Source organism: Sinomonas sp. RB5, assembly GCF_054063535.1.
In genome coordinates this window covers 53,545-75,859 of sequence record NZ_JBSSGJ010000002.1, presented here as the reverse complement: position 1 = coordinate 75,859, position 22,315 = coordinate 53,545, and the positions used below count along the sequence as shown (strand labels likewise).

The 22,315-nt window shown below is 72.4% G+C and carries 19 protein-coding genes; 10 read left to right on the top strand and 9 right to left on the bottom strand.

The window, feature by feature from the left end; genetic code table 11:
* Positions 1 to 4: 4 nt before the first annotated feature.
* Genes ACVWWH_RS02990 through ACVWWH_RS02980 form a run of 3 tightly spaced genes read right to left on the bottom strand, consistent with a single transcriptional unit; the run spans position 5 to position 1,928 of the window.
* Entirely contained in the window at positions 5 to 820 is an 816-nt protein-coding gene (locus tag ACVWWH_RS02990) for a hypothetical protein (RefSeq protein ID WP_457315572.1), read from the bottom strand.
* Entirely contained in the window at positions 820 to 1,395 is a 576-nt protein-coding gene (locus ACVWWH_RS02985; protein WP_457315571.1) for a TerD family protein, read from the bottom strand. Before ACVWWH_RS02985 ends, ACVWWH_RS02990 begins: the two co-directional genes overlap by 1 nt.
* Entirely contained in the window at positions 1,395 to 1,928 is a 534-nt protein-coding gene (locus tag ACVWWH_RS02980; protein WP_066500751.1) for a hypothetical protein, read from the bottom strand. The genes ACVWWH_RS02985 and ACVWWH_RS02980 overlap by 1 nt, the downstream gene beginning before the upstream one ends.
* Positions 1,929 to 2,018: 90 nt before the next feature.
* On the opposite strand from ACVWWH_RS02980, the gene ACVWWH_RS02975 reads away from it, so the two are divergent.
* The gene (locus tag ACVWWH_RS02975; protein WP_457315570.1) at positions 2,019 to 3,230 is read left to right on the top strand and encodes a hypothetical protein; all 1,212 of its coding nucleotides are present in this window, start codon (positions 2,019 to 2,021) and stop codon (positions 3,228 to 3,230) included.
* Here ACVWWH_RS02975 and ACVWWH_RS02970 read toward each other — a convergent pair.
* Genes ACVWWH_RS02970 through ACVWWH_RS02950 form a run of 5 tightly spaced genes read right to left on the bottom strand, consistent with a single transcriptional unit; the run spans position 3,227 to position 7,439 of the window.
* Positions 3,227 to 4,429, bottom strand: coding sequence for a toxic anion resistance protein (locus ACVWWH_RS02970; RefSeq protein WP_457315569.1), 1,203 nt, complete (start codon positions 4,427 to 4,429; stop codon positions 3,227 to 3,229). The two genes, ACVWWH_RS02975 and ACVWWH_RS02970, sit on opposite strands and share 4 nt — an antisense overlap.
* 36 nt (positions 4,430 to 4,465) lie before the next feature.
* Positions 4,466 to 5,047: a TerD family protein gene (locus ACVWWH_RS02965; protein ID WP_457315568.1), complete on the bottom strand. Its 582-nt coding sequence runs from the start codon at positions 5,045 to 5,047 to the stop codon at positions 4,466 to 4,468.
* Between the two features lie 34 nt (positions 5,048 to 5,081).
* Entirely contained in the window at positions 5,082 to 5,663 is a 582-nt protein-coding gene (locus ACVWWH_RS02960; protein WP_066500740.1) for a TerD family protein, read from the bottom strand.
* Positions 5,664 to 5,696: 33 nt separating this feature from the next.
* Positions 5,697 to 6,296, bottom strand: coding sequence for a TerD family protein (locus ACVWWH_RS02955; RefSeq protein ID WP_066500739.1), 600 nt, complete (start codon positions 6,294 to 6,296; stop codon positions 5,697 to 5,699).
* Positions 6,297 to 6,338: 42 nt separating this feature from the next.
* Complete coding sequence (locus ACVWWH_RS02950; RefSeq protein ID WP_457315567.1) at positions 6,339 to 7,439, bottom strand: DUF475 domain-containing protein; 1,101 nt, start codon at positions 7,437 to 7,439, stop codon at positions 6,339 to 6,341.
* A gap of 321 nt (positions 7,440 to 7,760) precedes the next feature.
* Between ACVWWH_RS02950 and ACVWWH_RS02945 the strand changes: the two genes are divergently transcribed.
* From ACVWWH_RS02945 to ACVWWH_RS02920, 6 genes are all read left to right on the top strand, one after another.
* The gene (locus ACVWWH_RS02945; RefSeq protein WP_457315566.1) at positions 7,761 to 9,239 is read left to right on the top strand and encodes a DUF3375 family protein; all 1,479 of its coding nucleotides are present in this window, start codon (positions 7,761 to 7,763) and stop codon (positions 9,237 to 9,239) included.
* Complete coding sequence (locus tag ACVWWH_RS02940) at positions 9,239 to 10,144, top strand: DUF4194 domain-containing protein (RefSeq protein WP_457315565.1); 906 nt, start codon at positions 9,239 to 9,241, stop codon at positions 10,142 to 10,144. Before ACVWWH_RS02945 ends, ACVWWH_RS02940 begins: the two co-directional genes overlap by 1 nt.
* Entirely contained in the window at positions 10,141 to 13,602 is a 3,462-nt protein-coding gene (locus tag ACVWWH_RS02935) for an ATP-binding protein (protein ID WP_457315564.1), read from the top strand. Before ACVWWH_RS02940 ends, ACVWWH_RS02935 begins: the two co-directional genes overlap by 4 nt.
* A gap of 112 nt (positions 13,603 to 13,714) precedes the next feature.
* Positions 13,715 to 15,097 (top strand): LCP family protein, encoded by a 1,383-nt coding sequence (locus ACVWWH_RS02930; RefSeq protein WP_457315563.1) that lies wholly within the window; start codon positions 13,715 to 13,717, stop codon positions 15,095 to 15,097.
* Positions 15,098 to 15,270: 173 nt separating this feature from the next.
* Positions 15,271 to 16,131: an SGNH/GDSL hydrolase family protein gene (locus ACVWWH_RS02925; protein ID WP_457315562.1), complete on the top strand. Its 861-nt coding sequence runs from the start codon at positions 15,271 to 15,273 to the stop codon at positions 16,129 to 16,131.
* A gap of 114 nt (positions 16,132 to 16,245) precedes the next feature.
* Positions 16,246 to 17,439: a multidrug effflux MFS transporter gene (locus ACVWWH_RS02920; protein ID WP_457315561.1), complete on the top strand. Its 1,194-nt coding sequence runs from the start codon at positions 16,246 to 16,248 to the stop codon at positions 17,437 to 17,439.
* A 242-nt stretch (positions 17,440 to 17,681) separates the two neighbouring features.
* On the opposite strand, the gene ACVWWH_RS02915 is transcribed toward ACVWWH_RS02920, so the two are convergent.
* Complete coding sequence (locus ACVWWH_RS02915; protein ID WP_066500724.1) at positions 17,682 to 18,065, bottom strand: antibiotic biosynthesis monooxygenase family protein; 384 nt, start codon at positions 18,063 to 18,065, stop codon at positions 17,682 to 17,684.
* A 206-nt stretch (positions 18,066 to 18,271) separates the two neighbouring features.
* Here ACVWWH_RS02915 and ACVWWH_RS02910 point away from each other — a divergent pair, with 206 nt between their 5' ends.
* The 3 genes from ACVWWH_RS02910 (at position 18,272) to ACVWWH_RS02900 (ending at position 22,314) form a co-directional block, all read left to right on the top strand.
* Complete coding sequence (locus ACVWWH_RS02910; RefSeq protein ID WP_457315560.1) at positions 18,272 to 19,732, top strand: ATP-binding protein; 1,461 nt, start codon at positions 18,272 to 18,274, stop codon at positions 19,730 to 19,732.
* A gap of 112 nt (positions 19,733 to 19,844) precedes the next feature.
* Entirely contained in the window at positions 19,845 to 21,005 is a 1,161-nt protein-coding gene (locus ACVWWH_RS02905; protein ID WP_457315559.1) for an App1 family protein, read from the top strand.
* Between the two features lie 115 nt (positions 21,006 to 21,120).
* Positions 21,121 to 22,314 carry a type III polyketide synthase gene (locus tag ACVWWH_RS02900; RefSeq protein ID WP_066500720.1) on the top strand — a complete coding sequence of 398 codons (1,194 nt, stop codon included), beginning with the start codon at positions 21,121 to 21,123 and terminating at the stop codon, positions 22,312 to 22,314.
* Position 22,315: the final 1 nt, after the last annotated feature.

Sequence of the window (22,315 nt, the reverse complement as noted above, 5' to 3'; positions counted from 1 at the left end):
CTGGCTAGCGCCGCAGGCCTCCCAGTCCCACGGTCATCGTGAACGCGAACTCGCGCCAGATCTCCCCGTCGTCCCAGTCCTCGGGGACCGATTCGGCGCGCAGCTCGAGGAGCGCGCCGATCCGGGTCGCGGTCAGCACCGTGCGCTGTCCAGGGCCCAGAGTGCCCTGGACCGCGATGGCCGAGCCGTCGAAGGTCTGGACCGTCATGGTTCCCCCGGCCCCGATGAACAGGGCCCGGCGGAGCCTGCGCACATGGCGCAGCACCACGACGGCGTCCCGATTAACGAAGCCGACCAGTGGCCGGTTCCCCGGGGTCGGGATGGGGGTGCCAATCTGCTCCCGGTGCACGCTCTGCGCCCCGGTGGTGCGGTCCTCGCCCTCCCACGCCGTGCCGCGCGCGCCCGTGACGAAGAGGGACCCGATCCCGGACTGCCGGGGATTCAGGCGCACGACGGCGTTGCCCTCCGCGAGCTGGTGGAGCCTGCCGAACGCGGGGGCCGGGTACAGTCGCGACTCGGGCGTGGCGGGGGCCGGCCTCTGGCCGTGCGCACCTGCCGGGAGCCCGGATACCGCGCGCCCGGATACTGCCAGCCCGGGTACTGGGCGCTCGGCAGCTGCGCGCCCGGCCGCCGGGGCGAGGTCGAGGCCGGTGGAGGGCGCGCGGCCGGGCGGCGGCGCCGGGACCGTGGGCTCCCCGAGGTCGAGGGGGTCCCGGCGCGCGGGCGCCGGTCGCTCAGCCGGTGACGGCGCAGGCGCCGGGACCGGCGCCTTGACCCGCCGGGTCATGAACGGCACGTCCGAGCCCGCCAGGCCCTTCATCAGAGGTCGAGCCCGAAGTCGCGCGAGACGCCGGCGAGGCCGTTCTCGTAGCCCTGGCCGAGGGCCCGGAACTTCCAGTCGTCGCGGTGCCGGTAGAGCTCGCCGAACATCATGGCCTTGATCCGGTCCCCGTGCAGCTCCGGGACGTCGAAGCGCAGGAGCTCCGAGCCGTCGGGCCGGGCGACCCGGATGTAGGCACTGCGCACGGCGCCGAAGGTCCCGGGGCCGCGCACCTCGGGGTCCACGTAGGCCAGGAACGCGATCTTGGCGACCTCGGCCGGGATGAGGCCGAACTCGACGTCGATCTGCTCCTGGTCGTGCGTCGCCCCGGGGGCCCCCTCCTCGCCGCCGGTGAAGCGGACGCCGCCGCCCGCCGTCGTGAGCTGGTTGAAGAAGACGAGGTGCTCGGGGGAGAGGGCACGCCCGTCCTCGCCGCAGACGATCGCGAGCGACGTGAGCTCGGACTGCGGGCCGTTGCTGGGCACGATCTGCCAGCCCATCGCCACCATCACCCCGCCGAGCCCGGGGTTCTCCGCCGTCAGCGCGGCATTGCTGCCTGCGACCATCGTGGCCATCAGAGTGCGTCTCCTTCTCGGGGTTGCGGAGCGGTGAGGCGGATGCCCCCGACGTCGAACTTGTCCTGCAGGAAGCGCCCGTGGACGCTCAGCTCGGCGAGGGCTCCGGTGCGGACCTGGTTGTCCAGATCCAGGGCGGTGGAGTGCAGGATGTCGAGCTGCTCGAGCAGCTTCTCCGACTCGGGGCTCGAGTCCGTGTGCGTCGACGGCGGCAGGGCGCGGTACACCCGCAGCGACGTGGGCAGGTAGTCGGTGACGATCGCGTTGAGCAGGACCCGCTGCTCGGTGGAGGCGCCGTGCTCGGCGATGTAGTCGATGAGCCCGGCCAGGAGATCATCGGTCTGCCGGACCCGGGAGGACGCGAGGGTGGGCAGCACGGCGCCCGCGCGGCGGATCGCGCTGCGCAGCGCCCCGAGGGCCTCGCGCGTCTGCTCGAGCTCCTGGGCCTGGGTGAGGGGCAGCTGCTCGTCGAGGCCATGCTCGGGCTCGCGCCCGGCCCCACCGAACAGCGATCCGAAGAACTTCCCGACCATGGATTCACCTTAGCGGCTCGGGCTGTGATCAGGCTCGGGGATCGGTGGCCGGGGACCCGCCGTCGTGCGCGGGCAGCGTACGCTCTTCTCATGCCGAAGAGCCGCACGCGCAAGCCGAAGAACACCCGCCCGCGCACCACGACCTCGAGGAGCGACTACGAGCGCCGGCGCCGCAGCATCGACCTCATGATCGACCGCCTCACCCCCGAGTACGTCGCGTGGGCCTCGCGGGAGGAGGCCGACCTCGCGGGCTTCGCGGCCGGCCAGCTCACCGTCGTGAAGATGTTCCTCATGATCGTCTCGAGCCTCGCCAAGGGCACGCCCTCCCTCCGGCTCGACCCCGACCATGTGGCCGGCTTCCTCCCGCCGTTCCTCGAGGACGTCGCGGCCGCGGCGGAGAACGAGGACCAGTCGGTCGACGACCAGCGGTACGTCATCGGCACCCTGATCGACTGGCTCACCTTCCTCGAGGAGTCCGCGCGCTGGGAGGGCACGGCCGAGGAGCTCGAGGCCGTCGCCGAGGTGCTCGACGCGCAGGCCGAGGCGCTCGGCGGGATCGTCGACGAGGGACCCCGGGCGGCCCTGCCCCAGGCCAGCGAGGAGGAGGCCGCCGCCTTCGCCTCCGGGGCGCCGTTCGTGCGGCACGCCCGGGCACTGCTCGAGTGGCTCGGCACGGAGCGCGAGGTCACCGAGGATGCCACCCTCCCGGCGGAGGCGCTGGCGTCCGCCGCCGAGCTGGTCGGCTCCGAGGAGCGCGCCGCCAGGCTCTGGGAGGCCATGGTCAACGCCGAGCTCATCGACACCGCCGGCGGCGTGGCGCGCCCCGGCGAGGGCGCCGCGGACCTGGGCGGCGGCGACGGCCTCGGGCGGCTCGAGGCCCAGTTCCTCGGCACCGAGATCGTGGTCGCCGCGTGCACGGACGGCACGCCCGGGACCCCCGACGGCGAGACCGCCGCCGTGCTCACCACGATCCTCACCGCCGCCGTCCACCAGCAGCCGTTCCCCCTCGAGGACGTGGCCTCTCTCGGCGCCGGCCTCGCCGAGGACGGCGAGGCCGAGGAGGACGAGGAGGAGCTCGGCCCCGGCGCCGCCCAGCAGCTGCAGAGCCTCTCCGAGGCCCTGGTGCGCGAGATCCGCGAGCTCGAGTCCCTTGGCCTCCTCGACACCTCGGACGGCATGGTCAACGTCCCGGTGGCGGCCCTCGACGCGGTCTACGACGCGGTCGTGGACTACGAGGAGGAGGCCGCGGGCGAGGAGGAATTCGACGACGGCTTCGACGACGAGGCCGACGACCAGGTCTAGTCCGCGTTGCCTTCCTGCCGGCGCACGCGCTCGATGTACGGCCGCGACTTCTCGAGGCCCGTCTCGAGCGCCTGCACGGTGCTCTCCATGCTCTTGGCCGCCTGCGCGCGGAAGGTGTCGATCGCGTCCATCGTCTGGTAGATGTTCGCGAACGCCTTCTCGAGCGTCTGGACCGAGACGCCGGAGGACGAGGCCTGCTGGTGGATGCGGGCGGTCTGGTCCTTCAGCATCTCGGAGGTGCGCAGGATCATGTTGTTGGTCGTGGTGTTGATCGCGTCGATCTGGTCGAGCACGAGCTTCTGGTTGGCGAGCGCCTGCGCCACGATCACGGCGGTGCGGAGGGCGCTGATCGTCGTGGTCCGGGCGCGGTCCACGCCCTTGATGAGCTCGGTGTTGTTCTTCCGGATCATGTCGATCGCGAGGTAGCCCTGCACCGAGACCGCGAGCTGGGTGAGGATGTCCTGCCGGCGCTGGCGCACCGGGAAGAGCACGTCCGACTCCAGCTGCTGCGCATGCTCGGCCTGCCCGTTGCGCCGGACCTCCTCGATCTTCTCGACCGTGGCCCGGTCCAGCTCCTGGGCGAAGACCGCGTACTCGGAGAGCTGCTTCATCGTCTCCCAGAGGTTCGTCTTCTCCTGGGCGAGCGAGGCGTTGTCCTTCATGAGCGCGTCCTGGCCGGCCATGAGCGACTTGATGATCTTGTCCAGCTGGGTCTGGGCGGACTCGTAGCGCTGGAAGTACCGGGCGAGCCTGTTCCCGCCCGGCACGAAGCCGAGGATCTTCCGGCCCGTGCTCAGCTCCTGGTTCGGAGTGAGGTCCTCGACCGTGGTGCGCAGCTCGCCGAGCGTGGACGCGACGTACATCTGCGCGCTGTTGTTCGACTTCTTGGCGCTCGCGAGGGAGGTGCTGGAGCGCTCGAGCATCCGGCTCGAGGCGTCCGAGGACGCGACCATCTCCCGACCGGCGAACCGGTTGAGGCCCTCGACCTTCTGCTGGAACTCCGGGCTGCGCGAGTCCATCGCGGCGATCTCGGCCACATAGGCCTTCGCCTGGGTGGCAATCTCGTTCTGGCGCTCGGCCGGGACGGGGACCATGCCCGGCGCCTGCTCCTCCTGGATGACGGGGGCGGGCTCGGGCGCCTGCAGCACGAGCGCGTTCTCGGACTCGGTGGGGTCCGGCGGGGTCAGGGAGATGGACATCGCGGTGCTCCTTGGGACAGTGGTGGGAGGGCTGCGTCAGCCGAGGTTCACGCCGAAGTCGGTGGCGACGCCGGCGAGGCCGCTCGCGTAGCCCTGGCCGACAGCCTTGAACTTCCATTCGCTGGCGTTGCGGTAGAGCTCGGCGAAGATCATGCAGGTCTCGCTCGCGGCGTCCTCGGAGAGGTCGTAGCGGACCACCTCGGCGTTCGTGCCCTCGTTGACGATTCGGCAGTAGGCCGAGCGGACCATGCCGAAGTTCTGCCGGCGGCTCTCGGCCTGGTCGATGCTCACCACCACGACGATGCGCTCGACGTCGGCCGCCACCTTGGTCAGCTCGACCTGGATCTGCTCGTCGTCGCCCTCGCCCTCGCCGGTCCGGTTGTCGCCCAGATGGGTCACCGACCCGTCCGGGGTCTGCTTCTGGTTGTAGAAGATGAAGTCCGCGTCGGAGCGGACCTTCCCGTTGGCTCCCACGAGCAGCGCCGACGCGTCGAGGTCGAAGGCGTCGCCCGTCGTCGTGCGCGGATCCCAGCCGAGCCCCACGATGGCCTTGGTGAGGCCGGGGTCGGTCTTGGTCAGGGAGAGGTTGCCGCCCTTGCTCAGGGTCAGTCCCGCCATGTGGAGTGCTCCTTCTTCCGTCGTGGTTGCGGTGTCAGTCGAGGACGACGCCGAAGTCGGTCGCCAGGCCGGCCAACCCGCTCGCGTAGCCCTGGCCGACCGCTCGGAACTTCCATTCGCCACCGTGCCGGTAGATCTCGGCGAAGATCATGCAGGTCTCGCTCGCGGCGTCCTCGGTGAGGTCGTAGCGGACCACCTCCTGCCCGGTGACGTCGTTGACCACCCGGCAGAACGCGCCGCGGACCATGCCGAAGTTCTGGCGCCGCGCCTCGGCCTGGTCGATCGAGACGACGATGACCACCTTGTCCACGTCGGCGGCCACCTTGGTCAGGTCGATGAGGATCTGCTCGTCGTCGCCCTCGCCCTCGCCGGTGCGGTTGTCGCCCTGGTGGACCACCGAGCCGTCCTTGGCCTCGAGCTGGTTGTAGAAGATGAAGTCGTCGTTGCTGCGGACCTTGCCGCGCGCCGAGACGAGCAGGGCGCTCGCGTCGAGGTCGAACATCTCCCCGGCTGTGGTGCGCGGGTCCCAGCCGAGCCCCACCATGGCGCGGGTGAGGCCGGGGTCGGCCTTGGTCAGGGAGAGGTTGCTGCCCTTGCTGAGGGTGAGGCTTGCCACGGTGCTCCTTGTGCTGTGCTGTTGTTCGGTGGTCTACAGGACGGCGGCGGACGGGCCCACGAGATCGCCCACCGTGCGGCCGTTGGCCGGCTGCCCGATCGCCGTGAACTTCCAGCCTGCACCCTCGCGGGAGAGCTTGGCCATGATCATGCCGGTGGTGGGCCCCTGCTCGGTGAGGGTGTAGCGGGCCACCTCGGGGCTTCCGGCGGCGGAGTCGTCCACGACCCGGCAGAAGGCGTTCTGCACTTCGTTGAAGGTCTGCTGGGAGTAGCTGGTGATGACGAAGACGATGTGCTCGACCGCGGCGTTGACGGTGGGCAGGTTGACCATGATGGTCTCGTCGTCGCCCTCGCCGGCACCGGTGAGGTTGTCCCCGGTGTGGCGGATGGAGCCGTCCTTGCTCGTGAGCTGGTTGAAGAAGACCGTGTCGAGCGGCTGGCGGCCGGCGTTGTAGAGGATGGCCGAGGCGTCGAGGTCGATCTCGGCCGCGCCGCCGCCGAAGAGGCTCCCGAACAGTCCCTTGCGGGGCTGCTCCACGGCGTCCCATCCCAGCCCGAGCCGGACCTGCGTCATGCCGGACCCGTCCTTCTTGGTCAGCGAGAGGCCCTGCCCCTTCTGCAAGCTCAGTCCCACGGTGTGCTCCTTACGTCGTCTCTACAGGGTGCGGTCGGTGTCTCAGGCGGTTCTGGCGTGCTCGGGCTCGAGGGCCTTGCGCCGGTTGCGCAGGAGGGAGCCCAGGAAGGCGGCCCCGATGAAGACCACGCCGATGAGGCCGGTGATGACCTCGCTGACCTCGGTCCGGATCGTGATCAGGAGGATGACGGCGAGGGCGCCGATGGCCCAGTGGGCGCCGTGGTCGAGGTACTCGAATTCGTCGAGGGTGCCCTGGCGGACGAGGTAGACCGTGAGCGAGCGGACGAACATCGCACCGATCAGGCCGAGGCCGAGGGCGATGATGATCGGGTCCGAGGTGATGGCGAACGCGCCGATGACGCCGTCGAACGAGAACGACGCGTCGATGACCTCGAGGTAGAGGAAGAGCATGAACGCTGCCCTGCCGGCCACCTGGACCGCCGTGGTGGGACGCGTCCTCGCCGCCGACGCCGGCTCGGGCGCCTCGGCGTCGTCCTCCTCCTCGCCGGTGTCGAAGAGGTCGCCGAGGCCCTGGACGAGGAAGTAGGTCACCATGCCGAAGATCCCGGCCATGAGGACGCTGCCCTGCAGATCGGGGCCGGAGAGCTGGCCGATGAGGCCTAGGGCGAAGAGCCCCACCACGAGCGAGGCCCCGTTCATCCTGCCGATCTTCGCCAGCGGCGCCTCGAACCAGTGCAGCCACTTGAGCTCGCGGTCCTCGAACATGAAGTCGAGGAAGATCATGAGCAGGAAGATGCCGCCGAAGGCCGCGATCTGCGGGTGGGCCTGGTGGAGGATGTAGGCGTAGGTGCCCGGCTCGTCGATCGGACCCTTGGCGAGGGCGAGCTGGACCGCCTCGACCGGGTTGAGCTTGGCCGTGACTCCGACGATGAGCAGCGGGAACAGCACCCGCATGCCGAACACGGCGATGATGACGCCGACGGTGAGGAACATCCGCTGCCAGAAGGGGTTCATGCGCTCGAGGATCCGGGCATTGACCACCGCGTTGTCGAAGCTCAGGCTCACCTCGAGGATGCCGAGGACGAGCGCGAGGAAGAGGGCCTGCGGCCCCCCGTAGAGGAAGGCCACGACAAGCGCCACAGCGCTCACGCCGAAGGACCAACCGAACGTCTTCAGAAACACGTGGGGCGCAGAGCTCCTCGTTCAGGCCCGGGGTGCCGGGCGGCAATCAGCGGGCTGCGCGACCTAGGAGCGGTTCCCCCCCAGACCAGCCAAGGCCCATTATGTCCCGGGCCACCGACAGTTCTGTATCCCCAGCCTGAGCAGTCTCTCTCGTGTTCCAACGGGGGAACGGCCGGGCGGGTTCCTGCGGTGCCCGGTGGAGGGCCGGTAGAGTGGTCAGCCGTGCCAGAACCCTCTCCGCGACCGCTGCAGGCCTCACCGCCCGCGGGTACCCCGGCGCGCGGCGAGGGACCCGCACCGGCGGGAGCGCCGTCGTCCGCCATGCTGGTTCGCCTCGCCGAGCTCGAGTCGCTCCACCGGGGGCCCGCCTGGGCCCTCACCCGCTCGGCCCCGTGGACCATCGCGGCGCTGCAGACCGCGTTCTCGCGCAACCGCCCGCAGGTGGAGCTCGAGCAGTTCCACGAGGAGCTCGACGCCTTCCTCGAGGACCTCCGGGCGCACGATGCCGCGTCGGGGGCTGCCCCCACCGCCGGCGCGGCGACCGGCCGCTCCGTGGCCGACGACTGGACCCGCCGCCGCTTCCTCGCCCGCCGCTCGCACGGCGGACGGATCGTGTACGAGCTCACCGAGGCCGCGGCCCGCGTGCTCGCGTTCCTCGACTCGCTCTCCTCCGAACGGTCGACGCTGACCGGTTCGCGCCTCGGCACGCTCCTCGGCGACGTGGAGAGGCTCGCCCGCGAGACCAACCCGGACACGACCGCGAGGATCGAGGCCCTCGAGGCCGAGATCGAGGAGCGGCTCGAGCTCGTGCGGGCCATGCGCGCCGGGGAGCAGACCGGAAGCCTCGACGACGAGACGGCCTTGGAGGCCGCCGAGAACATCCTCGACCTTGCCGCCGGCGTCCCGGCCGACTTCAAGCGCATGCGGGACCGCATCGAGGACTCGGTGGGCCAGCTGCGCAACCAGATCATCGAGGAGTCGCTGACCAAGGGCGCCACGATGGCCCAGGTCCTCGAGGCGGACCGGCGCCTGCGCGCCTCCAGCGAGGGCCGCACCTTCCGCTCGTTCACGGCGTTCCTGGACGACCCAGAGCAGCAGATGCGCTTCCGGGCGGCGATCTCCGAGGTGCTCTCGCGCGACTTCGCGGACGGGCTCGGCCACGAGGAGCGCGAGACCCTGCGCCACCTCGTCGCGGAGCTGCGCGAGGCCAATGCCCAGATCCAGCGCATCTACGGCAAGCTCTCGGAGAGCCTGAACACCTACGTCCAGAGCGACGACTACCGCCAGTCCGTCCGCCTGCGCGACGCGATCCGCCGCGCGGAGCAGGCGGTCCGCCAGCTTCCGTACCTCCGCGAGGAGTCGGGGTTCGCGCCCGCCCCCGAGCTGTTCGGCGCCGAGTTCGAGTCCCTGTCCATGGTCAAGCTCTTCGACCCGGACGAGCTCGCGCCCCCGCCCCGGCTCGCGGATCCCATCTCCTTCGGCCGGGAGGACCGCGTCCGGTCCGCCCGCACCGCCAAGGCGCGGGCCGCAGCCCTGCGCGAGGCGGTGGACGTGGCCCTCGAGGCCGGGGGAGGCCGGGCGCAGCTGGGCGACATCTGGTCCCAGCTGCCCGCCGAGGAGCAGCACATCAACTCGATCCGCGCGCTCCTCGCCCATCTGCTCAACCGGGGGGTGGGCTTCGGCCGGGACGCCTGGGCGCCGCTGGAGTTCGAACAGGTCGACGGGACGCGGCGCATGGCCTTCGTCCCACAGGCGGAAGTGACCGTGGAGGCCTCGGGGCCCTCCGGGGAGGAGAACTGATGGAGACAGCCGCCGAGGTCACGCCGCGGGACGCCGAGGTCACCGCGGAGGACGCCGAGGTCATGCCGGAGGAGCCATTCGTGCCGGGAACCGCCCTGTACGACGGCGACACGGGCGTCCTCCCGCTGCGGGTCCGCCACGTCCTGGTCCGCCTCCTGAAGGGTCCGTACCTCGACGGCGGCCGCGACGAGAAGGCCTGGACCACGCTCCTGGACCATGAGGACGTGCTGCGCTCGCGGCTGTCCGAGCTGTTCCTCCGCCTCCAGATCGACCACGAGCGCACGATCGCCGTGCTGCGGCCGGTGGACCCCGAGCTGCTGGGCACGGCGTCGCGCGCCACGGTCCTGCGGCAGCAGCGCGTGCTCAGCCGCGTCGAGACCATCCTGCTGCTGCGGCTCCGGCTGCTCCTCGACCGGCATGCCACGGCCCAGACCGAGCCGACGGTCACGCTCGAGGAGCTCGCCGACGTCGTGGCCCACTACCAGCCCGCCGAGGAGCAGGACGCGCTCCGCGATGCGGACACCGTCAACCGTGCGGTCGCCAAGCTCCAGGCCCGCCGCCTCCTCATCCCCACCCCGCTCGAGGACGTGTACCTCATCTCCAACGCCCTGCCGCTCGCCCTGCCGTTCGAGAACATCGGCGACGTCACCCGGCACCTCGAGGCCGTCGCCGCGGCGGGGCCCTCGCGGGACGGCGGTCCGGCGGACGACGCCGGCCAGGGCGCCCTGGGCGTGGACCTCGCCGTGGGCGGGGAGGGAGCGGGCGAGCCCGGGGGCCGGGACCGCCCCGACGGGGCCGACCCTCTCGACGACGACCCAGACCCTGACGCCGCGGTCCCAGGGGATGACGTCGCGGTCCCGCCGGGTGGCCTCAGCGGATCGGACGAGACGGAGGGGCTCCTGTGAGCGTCGCGACCATGCTCCCCCTCGGCACGGCCGTCAACCCCGGCCAGTACCGGCTCAGCCTCGTGCAGGTGGTCAACTGGGGCACCTTCCACGGCGCCCACACGATGCACGTGGACCGGGCGGGCACCATGCTCACGGGCAACTCGGGCGTGGGCAAGTCGACGCTGTTCGACGCGATCGCCCGCGTGTTCGACGCGCGCCCGCGCTCCAATGAGGCCGCCGCGGCCCGCGCGGGGCACAGCGAGGACCGCCGCACTACCTACACCTACATGCGCGGCAAGGTCGGCGACGTGGCCGTGGGGGAGGGCCGCGCGAGCGCGTTCCAGCGCCCGGGGGCCACCTGGAGCGCCGTCGCCCTCACCTTCGACAACGCCGCGGGCACCGCCTACACGCTCACGGCGCTGTTCGACCTGCCCAAGAACGGCACGGAGTCCAGCCTGGGCCGCTTCTACCTCATCGACTCGGTGCCGCTCGATGTGGCCGCGGTCGAGGGGATCATCGGGCAGACCCCCGGCAGGCGCTTCACCCGCAGCGGACTCGAGGCCGTCTTCCCCGAGGCGCAGGTCTTCGACGTCCACAAGAACTTCGCCGAGCGCTTCCGCCGGCTCCTGGGCATCTCGAGCGACCAGGCGCTCCCGCTCCTGCGCGTCATCCAGGCGGGCAAGGGCCTCGGGGGCAGCGTCAACAGCTTCTTCCGGGACCAGGTCCTCGACCCGCCCGCCACGCTCGCGGCCGCCGACGAGGTGGTCGAGGAGTTCAGCAACCTCATGTCCATCCGGGCCCGGCTCGAGGACATCCGGCTCCAGCGCGACCAGCTCGCCCCCATCCCCGCCCTGAACCAGGAGTACGAGGCGGCCCTGGCCGAGGCCGCGCGCCTGCGCGAGCTCGCCGACGAGCCCTTCGACGCCGTCCGCCAGTCCCACGCGGTCGCCGTCCAGGAGCGGCTCATCGCCGGCATCCGCGAGCGTGCCCAGGCCAAGGCGAAGGAGCTCTCCGCCGAGCGCCACCGCCGCGACGCCCTGGCCGCCGAGCTGCGCTCCCTCGAGGCCGAGTACAACAGCGCCGGCGGCAACCAGATCTCCGCGCTCGAGCAGGCCCGCGACAACGCGACCGTGGCGCTGCGCCTGCGCCGTGAGGTCGAGGCCGCCGCGAAGGCGGGGATGCACGACGCCGGCCTCGACCTCGCGTTCTCGGCGGAGGGCTGGGAGGCCGCGCACCGCCAGGCCGCCGAGGCCCTCGCCGGGCTCGAGGGGGACACCGCGGCGCTGCGGGAGGCCCGCTTCGACGCGTTCGAGGCCCACGGGACCGCGAAGCGCGAGCTCGCCGAGGCACGCTCCGAGCTCGCGGCCCTCGCTCAGAGCAAGAGCCTCCTGCCCCAGCACGCGGTCGAGAACCGTGCGGCGATCGCCGCGGCGCTCGGTCTCGACGAGGACGAGATGCCGTTCGGCGGCGAGCTGATCGACCTCGCCGAGGACCAGGAGCGGTGGCGCCCGGCTGCCGAGCGTGCCCTGCGCTCGCTGGCCACGACCCTGCTCGTCCCGGGGCAGCACTTCGCCGCGGTGACCCGGTGGCTCGACGCGAACCCGGTGCGCGGGGCGCTGCGCGCCGTCGACCTCTCCAGCCGCGTCCCCGGCGCGGAGCTCGCCCTCGATTCGGTGGGGGAGCGGGACCTGCTCGCGAAGCTCGAGGTGGCCCCCGGCCCCGCCGGCCACTACCTCCGCGAGCGCATCGCGGTGGACTTCGTCTACACGTGCGTCGAGGACCCGGACGAGCTCGCGGGCGTGGAGCGCGGCCTGAGCCTCGGCGGCGTGGTCAAGCGCGGCCGCGGCACCGTGGAGAAGGACGACCGCTTCGCCGCGCGCGCGGACTTCGTCCTCGGCTTCGACAACGCGGCCAAGGTCGAGCTCCTCGCCGCCCGGGTCCTCGAGCTCGAGGCCTCCCTCGCCGCCGCGGCCGAGGCCGCCCAGGCCAGCGAGGACTCCCACCAGGGCCTCTCCCGCCGCCTCGAGGCGCTGCGGCGCGTGGCCCGGGACGAGCGGGCGTGGGAGGAGGTCTCCTCCGCGGCGGCCGAGGACGAGCTGCGCCGCATCGGCACCCGCCTCGAGGACGCGCTCGCGGCCCAGGGCGACCTCGAGCCGCTGCGCGCCAAGGTCGAGGCGGCCCGCGCCGAGCACCAGGCCTCCACCGAGGCCGCGGCCGTGCTCCAGAGCGAGTACCGCCAGCTCGACTCCCAGCTCGTCACCGCCGACCGCCTCCTCGAGGCCGCGCGCGCCCGCCTCGCCGACGCCCCGCCGTCGGCCGCGGCGACCGGAACGCTCGGCCCGCTCTTCGACGAGTTCGGCCAGGCCGAGGACCAGCACGACCTCGAGCGGATCGCCGCCGAGGTCCACGGCCGGCTCGCCGCCCGCGTCCACGCGGCGGAGAGCCGCGCGCAGGGCGCCGCCGAGCGCCTCACCCGCATCTTCGAGCAGTTCCAGCGCGACTGGGGCCCCGTCGTCGCGGCGGACCACGGCGTCTCCATCGGCGCCGCGCCCGCGTTCGAGGCCCGCTACCGCCAGATCGTCTCGGAGGGCCTGCCCGCGCAGGAGGCGCAGTTCCGGGAGTTCTTCGCCCAGCGCACCCACGAGTCGTTCTCGACCCTGCTGCACCTGCTCGACGAGGAGCGCCGGGGCATCGCGGCCCGCATCCTGCCGCTGAACTCGATCCTCGCCGGCGTGGACTTCCACGACGGCTCGTACCTCGAGCTGGACATCCGCCAGACGGTCCCGGCGTCCGCAAAGCAGTTCAAGGATGCGATCGTCTCCGCGCTCAGGGCGCGCCACGCGCCGTCGTCCGCCGCAGCGGCGCACGACGCCGGCCCCTCCGCCGCCGGGAGCGGCACCGCCGGGGGCGGCGCCGGCGAGGACCAGCTCACCGTCCGCTACAAGACGCTCGAGGCGCTCGTGAAGCGGCTCGCCTCCCAGACGCCCGAGGACCGGCGGTGGCGGGCCGAGGTGCTCGACACGCGCGCCCACGTGTTCATCTCCTGCAAGGAGCACCGCGTGTCCCGGGACCCCGCGGGCGCGGCGCGGGACGAGGTGTTCGTGCACGCGGACACCGGCTCGATGTCCGGCGGCGAGCGGCAGCGCTTCACCGCGTTCATCATGGCCGCAGCCCTGAGCTACCAGCTGGGCATCGCCGAGCACGGCTTCACCGGCTACGGGACCGTCATGATGGACGAGGCGTTCGTGCTCGCGTCCGAGGAGTTCGCCGGCCAGGGCATCGCGGCGCTGCACGAGTTCGGCTTCCAGCTGCTGCTCGCCGCCCCGGAGAACGTGATCGACCTCTCGCGCTACCTCGGGTCCGTGACGGAGATCCTCCGGGACAAGCGGACCAACCGGTCCGGGCTCATCGAGGGCCCGGCGGTGCCCGGGGGACCGGTCTCGCAGGCGAACCCGGTCGACATCGTGCTGCGCTGACGGCGCGGAGGCCCCTCGTCCGGCGCGCGTCCAGCTCTCACCGAGGCTCCGGCGCTACCGTGGGGGCGCGCCCCACCCCGGGCGCGCCCCGAGTCCACTGAGAGGTACCCGCATGCGCCGACCCGAGGACGCGCCCTTCCGCAACCTGTACCAGAAGTCCCTCGCCTACGACCGCCGGTGGGTCTACCGCCGACGCCGGGCGGCCGTCCTCGCGGGGGTCGTCACCGTGGCGCTCGTCCTCGGGGCGGGTGTGTGGGCGGCGGCCACGTACTTCGGCTTCGAGAACGGGATCCGGCGCTCGGACGCGCTGACCGGCGGCAAGGGGCTGGACCAGGACGTCAACATCCTCCTCATGGGCCTCGACTCGCGCCTCGACGAGAACGGGAAGCCGCTGAGCCAGGAGGAGTACGACGCGCTCCACTCGGGCAGCTCGGACGACGGCGGGTACAACAGCAACGTCCTCATGGTGCTGCACGTGCCCAAGGACGGCAGCCGGGCCACGATCATCTCGGTCCCGCGCGACGACTATGTGGACCTCGCGGGCGCGCCGGACGGGATCCAGCAGGGCAAGGTCAAGCAGGCCTACGGCTACGCGATGGACCAGGCCATGCACACTCTCGCGGCCAACCCCGGCGGGAAGAGCCAGGACGAGATCTACCAGGCCGCCCGTGACGCGGGCCGCAAGGCCGAGATCGCCACGGTCGAGAACTTCCTCGGCATCAAGATCGACCACTTCGCCGAGGTCACGATGGCCGCGTTCCTCTCCGTCGCCAAGGCGGTCGCGCCCATCACGGTGTGCCTGCAGGAGGCCACCCAGGACTCCTACTCGGGGGCCGACTTCAAGGCCGGCGTGCAGCAGATCAACGCCCAGCAGGCGGTGGCGTTCGTCCGGCAGCGGCGCGACACCTCCGGGTCCGGGGTGGCGCTGAGCGACCTCGACCGCTCGCGCCGCCAGCAGGCCTTCATCTCCTCGCTCGCGACCCAGCTCAAGCAGAGGGGCACGTTCACGGACCTCGGCAAGGTCACCGGGATCCTAGACGCCCTCAAGGACAAGATCGCCGTGGACCAGGGGCTGAACCTCATCGACTTCGGGCTCAAGGCCAAGCAGCTGACCGAGAACAAGACGAAGTTCGTGACCCTGCCGATCGTCCAGTTCGGCACGAGCGACACCGGCGAATCCGTGAACATCGTGGACAAGCAGGCCATCCGGGCCCAGGTCGAGGACCTGCTGAACCCCAAGCCCGCACCGGCCTCCTCGGCCCCGGCACAGGCTGCGCCGGCCGCCCCGGCGCAGGCAGCGCCGGCGGCTCCGGCGGCGCAGGGTTCCGATGGGCAGGCGGCCGGGTCGGGGGCGCAGGGTTCCGATGGGCAGGCGGCCGGGCCGGGCCAGGCGCCTCCGGCTGCCGCAGCGCCGTCGCCCTCGCCGTCCTCGACGTTCAACGCCGGGGACTGGTCCGACGCCCTCGTGGGCGGCGGCGTCCCCTGCGTCAAGTAGTCCTTGAGGAGTCACTTCCGTCGCGTTGAGGAGTCACTTCCGTCGGGTTGCGGAGTCACTTCCGTCGGGTTGAGGAGTCACCTCCGTCGGGTTGCGGAGTCACCTCCGTGGCCGTTGCCTGGCGTTCACCCTCCCTTCGGCCGCCGGTAGCCCGCCGGGCCTAGGCTCGCCGGGTGGCAGGCAGCGTGCGCGGGACCCGGAAGAGGTTCGTCGCCCTGGGCGACTCCTTCACCGAGGGCGTGGGGGACTGGAGCCCCGCGCTGCCCAACGGCGTCCGCGGGTGGGCAGACCGGGTGGCCGAGAAGCTCGCCAAGGCCGAGAAGGGCTGGGAGTACGCGAACCTCGCGGTCCGCTCCAAACGGCTGCGCCAGATCGTCGCGGACCAGCTCGAGCCGGCGCTGGCCATGGAGCCCACGCTCGTGACCCTCTATGCGGGCGGGAACGACATCCTCGACCTCGGGACCGACATGGACCTGCTGCTCGGGCAGTACGAGGACCTCGCGCGCCGGCTCACGGAGACCGGTGCAACCCTCGTCCTCTTCACGGGGTACGACGTGAAGGTCAACCGCCTGCTCGAGCCGCTCAAGCACCGCAACTGGCAGTACAACGAGCGCGTCCGGGGCCTCGCGCGCGAGCTCGGCGCCGTGCTCGTGGACTACTGGTGCTTCGACGAGTACGCCGACCGGCGGATGTGGGACGCAGACCGCCTCCACATGTCCAAGGCGGGCCACAAGTTCCTCGCCCGCCAGGTGCTCGACCAGCTCGGGTATCCGCAGCGCGTCAAGCAGCGCGGGCGGGAGCCGCGGACACGGCGGGGCCCCCGCGAGTGGGTCGCAGCACAGAGGACGTGGGTCGGCGACTGGGTCGTGCCCCTGATCGGCCGGAAGATCCGCGGCGTCACCCTTGGCGATGGCCTGTCTCCGCGGTGGCCCGAACCCGTGAAGGTGCCGCGCAAGGGCGGCCTCCGCCGGTACGCCGAGGAGCATCCCGAGGTCCTCGCGGGGACCCCGGACTGGGCCCGGAGGCTGCTCTAGCACCTGTGGGAGACCCGCGCGGGAGGCGCCGTCACGCGGGAGGTGCCGCGCGGCGTCGTGCGCCGCGGCCGAGTAGTCTGGGCGGGTGCCTGACGCCTCAACCAACGCCTTGCCATGCCCGCGAAGCCGCTGAACCGCAGCGGGGGCCTCAGCGCGGCGTGGCTGCTGGTCCTGGCGTTCCTGTCCATGACGGCGCCACTGTCCACCGACCTGTACCTGCCGAGCTTCCCGCGCGTGCAGCAGGAGTTCGCAGCGACCGCCTCCGGCGTGCAGTTGACGCTCACGGGCTTCCTCCTCGGGATGGCCGCGGGCCAGCTCGCCTTCGGCGCGATCTCGGACAAGTTCGGCCGGCTGAGGCCGCTGCTCATCGGGAACGTCGGCGCGATCCTCTCCTCGGTCGCGGCAGCGCTCGCGCCCAACCTCGAGGTGCTCGTGGCCGCCCGGCTCGGGCAGGGGCTGTTCGGGGCGGCCGGGATCGTGATCGCGCGGGCCATCATCGTGGACCTCACGCGCGGCTCGGAGACCGCCCGCACCCTCAGCCTCCTCATGACCGTCAACGGCGTGGCCCCGGCCGTGGCGCCCTCGCTCGGCGCGCTGCTCGAGGGGCCGATCGGGTGGCGCGGGATCATGTGGACCCTCGCGGGCCTGTTCGCGCTCATGATGCTCAGCGTCTCCTCCGTCTTCCGGGAGACGCTCCCGCCCGAGTCCCGTGGGGAGCACGGCATCCTCGGCGGCCTCGCGCAGCTGTTCAGGGTGCCCCGGTACCTCGGGTACGCGGGGCTCTTCGCGACCTCGTTCGCCGCGATGATGTCCTACATCCCCGCCTCGCCGTTCGTGTACCAGGTGGTCATGGGGCTGCCTCCGCTCGCGTACGGCGCCCTGTTCGGGCTCAACGCCGCGGGGCTCATCATCGCCGGGTACATCTCGTCCCGGCTGGTCAAGCGCATCCCGGCCCAGCGGATCGTGGCGGTGGCGGCTCCGCTGCTGCTGGTCTTCTGCGCGGCCATCCTGGCGCTCGCGCTCGCACCCGTGCCGCGCTGGCTCCTCGCGATCCCGATCTGGTGCGCGGTGACGAGCGTGGGCTTCCTCATGGGCAACTCGTCCGCCCTGGCACTCGGCGCCGTGCGGCACGTCTCGGGCAGCGGGTCCGCCGTGCTCGGGGCCACCCAGTTCGTGTTCGGCGCGATCGTCTCCCCGCTCTCCGGGCTCGCGGGGGACCGCACTGCCGTGCCCATGGCGGTGATCATGACCGTCGCGGCCGCGGTGGCCGCGGTGCTCGCCCTCGTGCTGCGCCGCCGGCACGGCTGAGCGGGGCGCCCCCGGGGCCCGGCCGGGCTGCCGGGCTGAAAGCCGTTGGCGCGGGGCTCGCGGCCGGCCGGCCGGCTGAAGGAAAGCGCCCTGCCCTTCGGTCAGAACCTCCGGCTGAAGACGGGGGCTCCGACCGAAGCGCAGGGTCTTCCCGAGCCACTGCTCGGTGGAGCGGTGCGGAGGGCGCCGCGGCGGGTGACGCGTTCCTCAGCCGGGCTGTCTGTCCGGCCTGTCTGTCCGGCCTACCGGCCGAGGTCCGCGGGCACGAAGCTCCACAGTTCGGCGGACATGCCTACCGGGCGCTGGCGCTCGCCGCCCCCGGCTCCGGCGCCCTCGGCACCTGCGCCCCCGGGCTGGCCGCCCTCTGTCCCCTCGGCAGCTGCGCCGTCGGGCCGGCCGTGCCCGCGCCCGAACGAGGCCGAGTTCTTCCAGGCCTCGAAGCTCTCCTCGTCGGCCCACCGGGTCACGACGAGCCAGACGTTGCGGCCGTCGGTGGGCTGGAGCAGTTCGAAGCCCTCGAAGCCGGGCTGGCCGTCCACGGCCCCGGCGCGGGCGGCGAAGCGGCGGGCAAGCTCATCCCCGGAGTCGGCGGGAACGGTGATGGCGTTGATCTTCACGATACTCATGCAGGAATCCTGTCAGAGCAGGCTGGCCGCACACTGGATGCCGGTCCCGCCCAGACGCGGGTGCGTGCGTCCCTTCCTGCCCACATAGGCCGCGGGGCCAAAGCGGGCAGGAGCGGACGCCGCCCGCGCAACCCCACCGCCACCTGCCGTCGATAGACTCGCCTCAGTGGCCGCAAAGGGGCCCACGGAGCGAAGGAGCACCGGCGATGACCACTTGGCGGATCAGGGACTTCCACCCCTCGGACCTGGACGGGATCCTGCACCTGTGGAGCGCGATGACGGCCTCGGGGATCGAACCGGTGTACTCGCTCTCCGAGGTCCTCGCGAGCTGCCAGAAGGACGTGGCGGTCGTGGCGCTCCAGGGCGACGACGTGGTCGGCGCCGCCGTGGGCCGCGCGGCCCACGAGCAGGGCTGGATCGTGTTCCTCGCGACCCTCCCGGAGTGGCGCTCCCGCGGGATCGGCACCGCGCTCCTCGCGGCCCTCGAGAACCGCATGGCACCCCTCGGCCTCACCAAGCTCTCCGCGCTCATGCCGGACACCGAGACCCGCCTCGAGGCCTTCCTCTCCCGCGGGTTCAAGGACGTGCAGAACCTGCGCTTCTTCGAGCGGCAGATCCCCGTCCAGCGCACCGAGCTCGAGCCCCTCGCCCAGCTCGGCGGCCGGGTCCTCCCGCGCGACCTGTGGGACAAGGTGGCCGGCATGAAGCGGGAGAAGCAGCTCCTCGAGCGCCGGCTCGTGCTCCCCCTGGCCCAGGCCGAGCTCGCGGACGAGTTCGGGGTGGTGCCGCCGCGCGCCGTCGTGCTCTTCGGGCCGCCGGGGACCGGGAAGACGACGTTCGCGAAGGCGATCGCCTCCCGCCTCGAGTGGCCGTTCGTGGAGGTGTTCCCGTCCCGCCTCGCCGCCGGGCCCGAGGGCCTCGCAGGCGCGCTCCGCAGCACCTTCCTCGAGATCTCGGAGCTCGAGCACGCGGTCGTGTTCCTGGATGAGGTCGAGGAGATCGCCTCGCACCGCGCGGGCGATCCGCCCAGCCCCAACCAGGGCGTCACGAACGAGCTGCTCAAGATCATCCCGGCGTTCCGCGAGCAGCCCGGGCGGCTGCTCGTGTGCGCGACCAACTTCATCCGTGCCCTCGACTCCGCCTTCCTGCGCCACGGCCGCTTCGACTACGTCATCCCCATCGGCCTCCCGGATGCCGAGGCACGCCGGGCCATGTGGCAGCGCTTCATCCCCGAGTCGGTCCTGCCGGACGTGGAGGTGGAGCAGCTGGTGGAGCGCACCGAGGGCTTCTCGCCGGCGGACATCGAGTTCGCCGCCCGGTCGGCCTCGCAGCGGGCGCTCGAGAAGGCGGTGTACGCCGCGGAGCCGGTCGCGGTGCCGGGGATGGCGGACTCGCCCGCGGCGGGCGGTGCCGTCCACCGCGATGCCGGGGACCTCGCGCACGACGCCGGCCCGGGCGCCGGCGGCGCGGCCCTCACCGGCGGCTCCGACGCGGCCCGGGAGCCGGTGCACACAGGCCCGGACGGCACCCGCGCGGCGGACGCCGGTGCGCGGCGGGGGCCCAGCACGCAGGACTACCTCGAGGCCATTGCGGAGACCAAGACGACCGTGAGCGACGAGGTCGCCGCCGCGTTCCTCGAGGACATCGAGCAGCTCGCGCGGGTCTGAGGCAGTTCCGGCCCCGCTGCCCCGGACGCCTGCAGGGGGAAATGCCCGGGAAAAGGCCCGCGGACGGCCGCCCGATGTGATGCGGGCCCCTTCCCCGTGGGACAGTGGGACCATGACCGCGCAGCACCCCCACGCCGTCTCTGGCCCCGACGGCCCCCGCACCGCCGGCGCCGACCCCGGCGGCGAGGCGTCCGCCGCAGGCACCGCGACAGCACTCGCCTCCCCGCCCGAGTCCGGGTTCGCCGGCGCTTCCCCCCGGCTCAAGCCGCTGTTCCATGTGGCACAGCGCGTCGCGCAGTCCTGGAACGACCTGCGCACCCGGCAGGCCAGGCGCGGGGACTACGTGGCGCAGGTGGTCGCGTACCGCGGCTACGGGTCCACGCGGCGGGTGCGCGTGCTCGGCCGCGTCATGTACGCCCGGCCCGGCCTGCACGGCGAGTCGGACGCCTTCAACAACTTCCGCGGCTGGGTCTCGTTCACCTCGGTGCCGATCCAGCACGCCGAGGTGACGGTCGAGATCGGGGCGACGCGCGCCGTCGTGCGTGCCGATGCCGGCGGGGTGGTTGACGCGCTCGTGGACGTGGAGCTCGAGCCGGGCTGGCACGAGGCGCGGATGAGCGCCGACGGCGCCGAGCCGGATTCCGCGCAGGTGCTCGTCGTCGAGCCAGGGGCGGCGTTCGGGATCGTCTCCGACATCGACGACACGGTCATGGTCACCGCCCTCCCGCGCCCGTTCCTCGCGCTGTGGAACACGTTCGTGCTCAGCGAGCGGGCCCGTACCCCCACGCCGGGCATGGCGGTGCTGCTGGACCGGCTCGCGACCGAGCACCCGGAGGCGCCGATCGTGTACCTCTCGACCGGGCCATGGAACGCGGCGCCGACGCTCCAGCGGTTCCTGGGACGCAACCTGTACCCGGCGGGTCCGCTCCTGCTCACGGACTGGGGCATGACCCCGGAGCGCTGGTTCCGCTCGGGCCGGGACCACAAGCGGGAGAACCTCGAGCGCCTCGCCGCCGAGTTCCCCGGCATCCGCTGGCTCCTCGTGGGCGACAACGGCCAGCACGACGAGTCCATCTACGCCGAGTTCGCCGCCGAGCACCCCGACTCCGTCGCTGCCGTGGCGATCCGCGAGCTCTCGCCCGGCCAGGCCGTCTTCTCGGGCGGCACCACGCACGACGCCGCGGGGGGCGCCTCCCGCCCCGGCCTCACCTGGGCCTCGGCGCCCGACGGCGCGGGGCTGGCCCAGCAGCTCGAGTCCGCCGGGGTGCTCTGACCCCACCCCTCCCGTCTGAAAGTCACCTCCTGAAGGTCACCTGCTGAAGGTCACCTGCTGCGGGTGACCGCCCCACCCCTTGTCTTCGCCCCCCGCCCCGGGGGAAGAATGGCCCATGACCGTCCTGGTGAGGTCCCTCGAGACCGCTGTCCCGTCCACCGTGCTCAAGCAGCCCGAGGCCCGCGACGTGTTCGCCGCGCAGGAGGGCCTCACCCGCCTCGGCCGGCGCCTCGTCACGACGTGCTTCGACGCCGCCGCGATCGACACCCGCTACTCGGCCCTCGCGGAGTTCTCGTGGGATCGGCCGGACCACGATCCGGACTTCTTCGACCCGTCCACGGGCCGGCTCCTGACTCCGAGCACCAAGACGCGCAACGACGTGTTCGTCCGCGAGGCCACGCCCCTGTTCACCGACACGGCCCGCCGCGCGCTCGACAACGCGGACGGGATCGCTCCGGCGGACGTCACGCACGTGGTGACCGTCTCGTGCACCGGCTTCTTCAACCCGGGCCCCGACTACCGGATCGTGCGGGACCTCGGCCTGAGCCCGTCGGTGCAGCGCTTCCACCTCGGCTTCATGGGCTGCTATGCCGCGTTCCCCGCCCTGCGCATGGCCAAGGCGTTCTGCGACGCGGACCCGAACGCCGTGGTCCTCGTGGCGCTCGTCGAGCTGTGCACCCTCCACGTCCGCAGCTCCAACGACCCGGACACGATCCTCGGCGCCTCCCTGTTCGCCGACGGCGCGGCCGCCGCGGTGGTCACGGCCCGCGACCTGCCCCTGACCCGACCGGCCGTGAGCCTCGACGCCTTCGAGACCACGCTCACCCCCGTCGGCGAGGAGAACATGGCCTGGAACATCGGCGACCAGGGCTTCGAGATGGTCCTCGGCACCTACGTCCCCCACATCATCGACGAGCACATCACCGGCGCCCTCGAACCCCTCCTCGCCCGCGACCCCTCCCTCGTGGGCCGCCCGCACGCCGAGATCGAGCACTGGGCCATCCACCCCGGCGGCCGGAGCATCGTGGACAAGGTCGTGGCCCGCCTCGGCCTCTCCGAGCGCCAGGGCGCCCCCGCCTACGAGACCCTGCGCGAGTTCGGCAACATGTCCAGCGCCACCATCATGTTCGTCCTCGAGCGGATCCTCGCCCTTCCGGAGGCGGAGGCGGACGACGCCGGGTCCCCGCCGCGCGCGTCCGGCTCACCGGAGGCGGGGCCCGACTCGCCCGGGGCAGAGCGGATCTGCGCGATGGCCTTCGGCCCGGGGCTGACCGTCGAGACGGCCCTCATGACCCGCAGGCTCCCGTGAG

Bases quoted from the DNA above. Each gene is read 5' to 3' on its own strand.
- ACVWWH_RS02990 (WP_457315572.1), bottom strand. From the start codon at position 820: ATGAAGGGCCTGGCGGGCTCGGACGTGCCGTTCATGACCCGGCGGGTC.
- ACVWWH_RS02985 (WP_457315571.1), bottom strand. From the start codon at position 1,395: ATGGCCACGATGGTCGCAGGCAGCAATGCCGCGCTGACGGCGGAGAAC.
- ACVWWH_RS02980 (WP_066500751.1), bottom strand. From the start codon at position 1,928: ATGGTCGGGAAGTTCTTCGGATCGCTGTTCGGTGGGGCCGGGCGCGAG.
- ACVWWH_RS02975 (WP_457315570.1), top strand. From the start codon at position 2,019: ATGCCGAAGAGCCGCACGCGCAAGCCGAAGAACACCCGCCCGCGCACC.
- ACVWWH_RS02970 (WP_457315569.1), bottom strand. From the start codon at position 4,429: ATGTCCATCTCCCTGACCCCGCCGGACCCCACCGAGTCCGAGAACGCG.
- ACVWWH_RS02965 (WP_457315568.1), bottom strand. From the start codon at position 5,047: ATGGCGGGACTGACCCTGAGCAAGGGCGGCAACCTCTCCCTGACCAAG.
- ACVWWH_RS02945 (WP_457315566.1), top strand. From the start codon at position 7,761: ATGCTGGTTCGCCTCGCCGAGCTCGAGTCGCTCCACCGGGGGCCCGCC.
- ACVWWH_RS02940 (WP_457315565.1), top strand. From the start codon at position 9,239: ATGGAGACAGCCGCCGAGGTCACGCCGCGGGACGCCGAGGTCACCGCG.
- ACVWWH_RS02930 (WP_457315563.1), top strand. From the start codon at position 13,715: ATGCGCCGACCCGAGGACGCGCCCTTCCGCAACCTGTACCAGAAGTCC.
- ACVWWH_RS02920 (WP_457315561.1), top strand. From the start codon at position 16,246: ATGCCCGCGAAGCCGCTGAACCGCAGCGGGGGCCTCAGCGCGGCGTGG.
- ACVWWH_RS02915 (WP_066500724.1), bottom strand. From the start codon at position 18,065: ATGAGTATCGTGAAGATCAACGCCATCACCGTTCCCGCCGACTCCGGG.
- ACVWWH_RS02910 (WP_457315560.1), top strand. From the start codon at position 18,272: ATGACCACTTGGCGGATCAGGGACTTCCACCCCTCGGACCTGGACGGG.
- ACVWWH_RS02905 (WP_457315559.1), top strand. From the start codon at position 19,845: ATGACCGCGCAGCACCCCCACGCCGTCTCTGGCCCCGACGGCCCCCGC.
- ACVWWH_RS02900 (WP_066500720.1), top strand. From the start codon at position 21,121: ATGACCGTCCTGGTGAGGTCCCTCGAGACCGCTGTCCCGTCCACCGTG.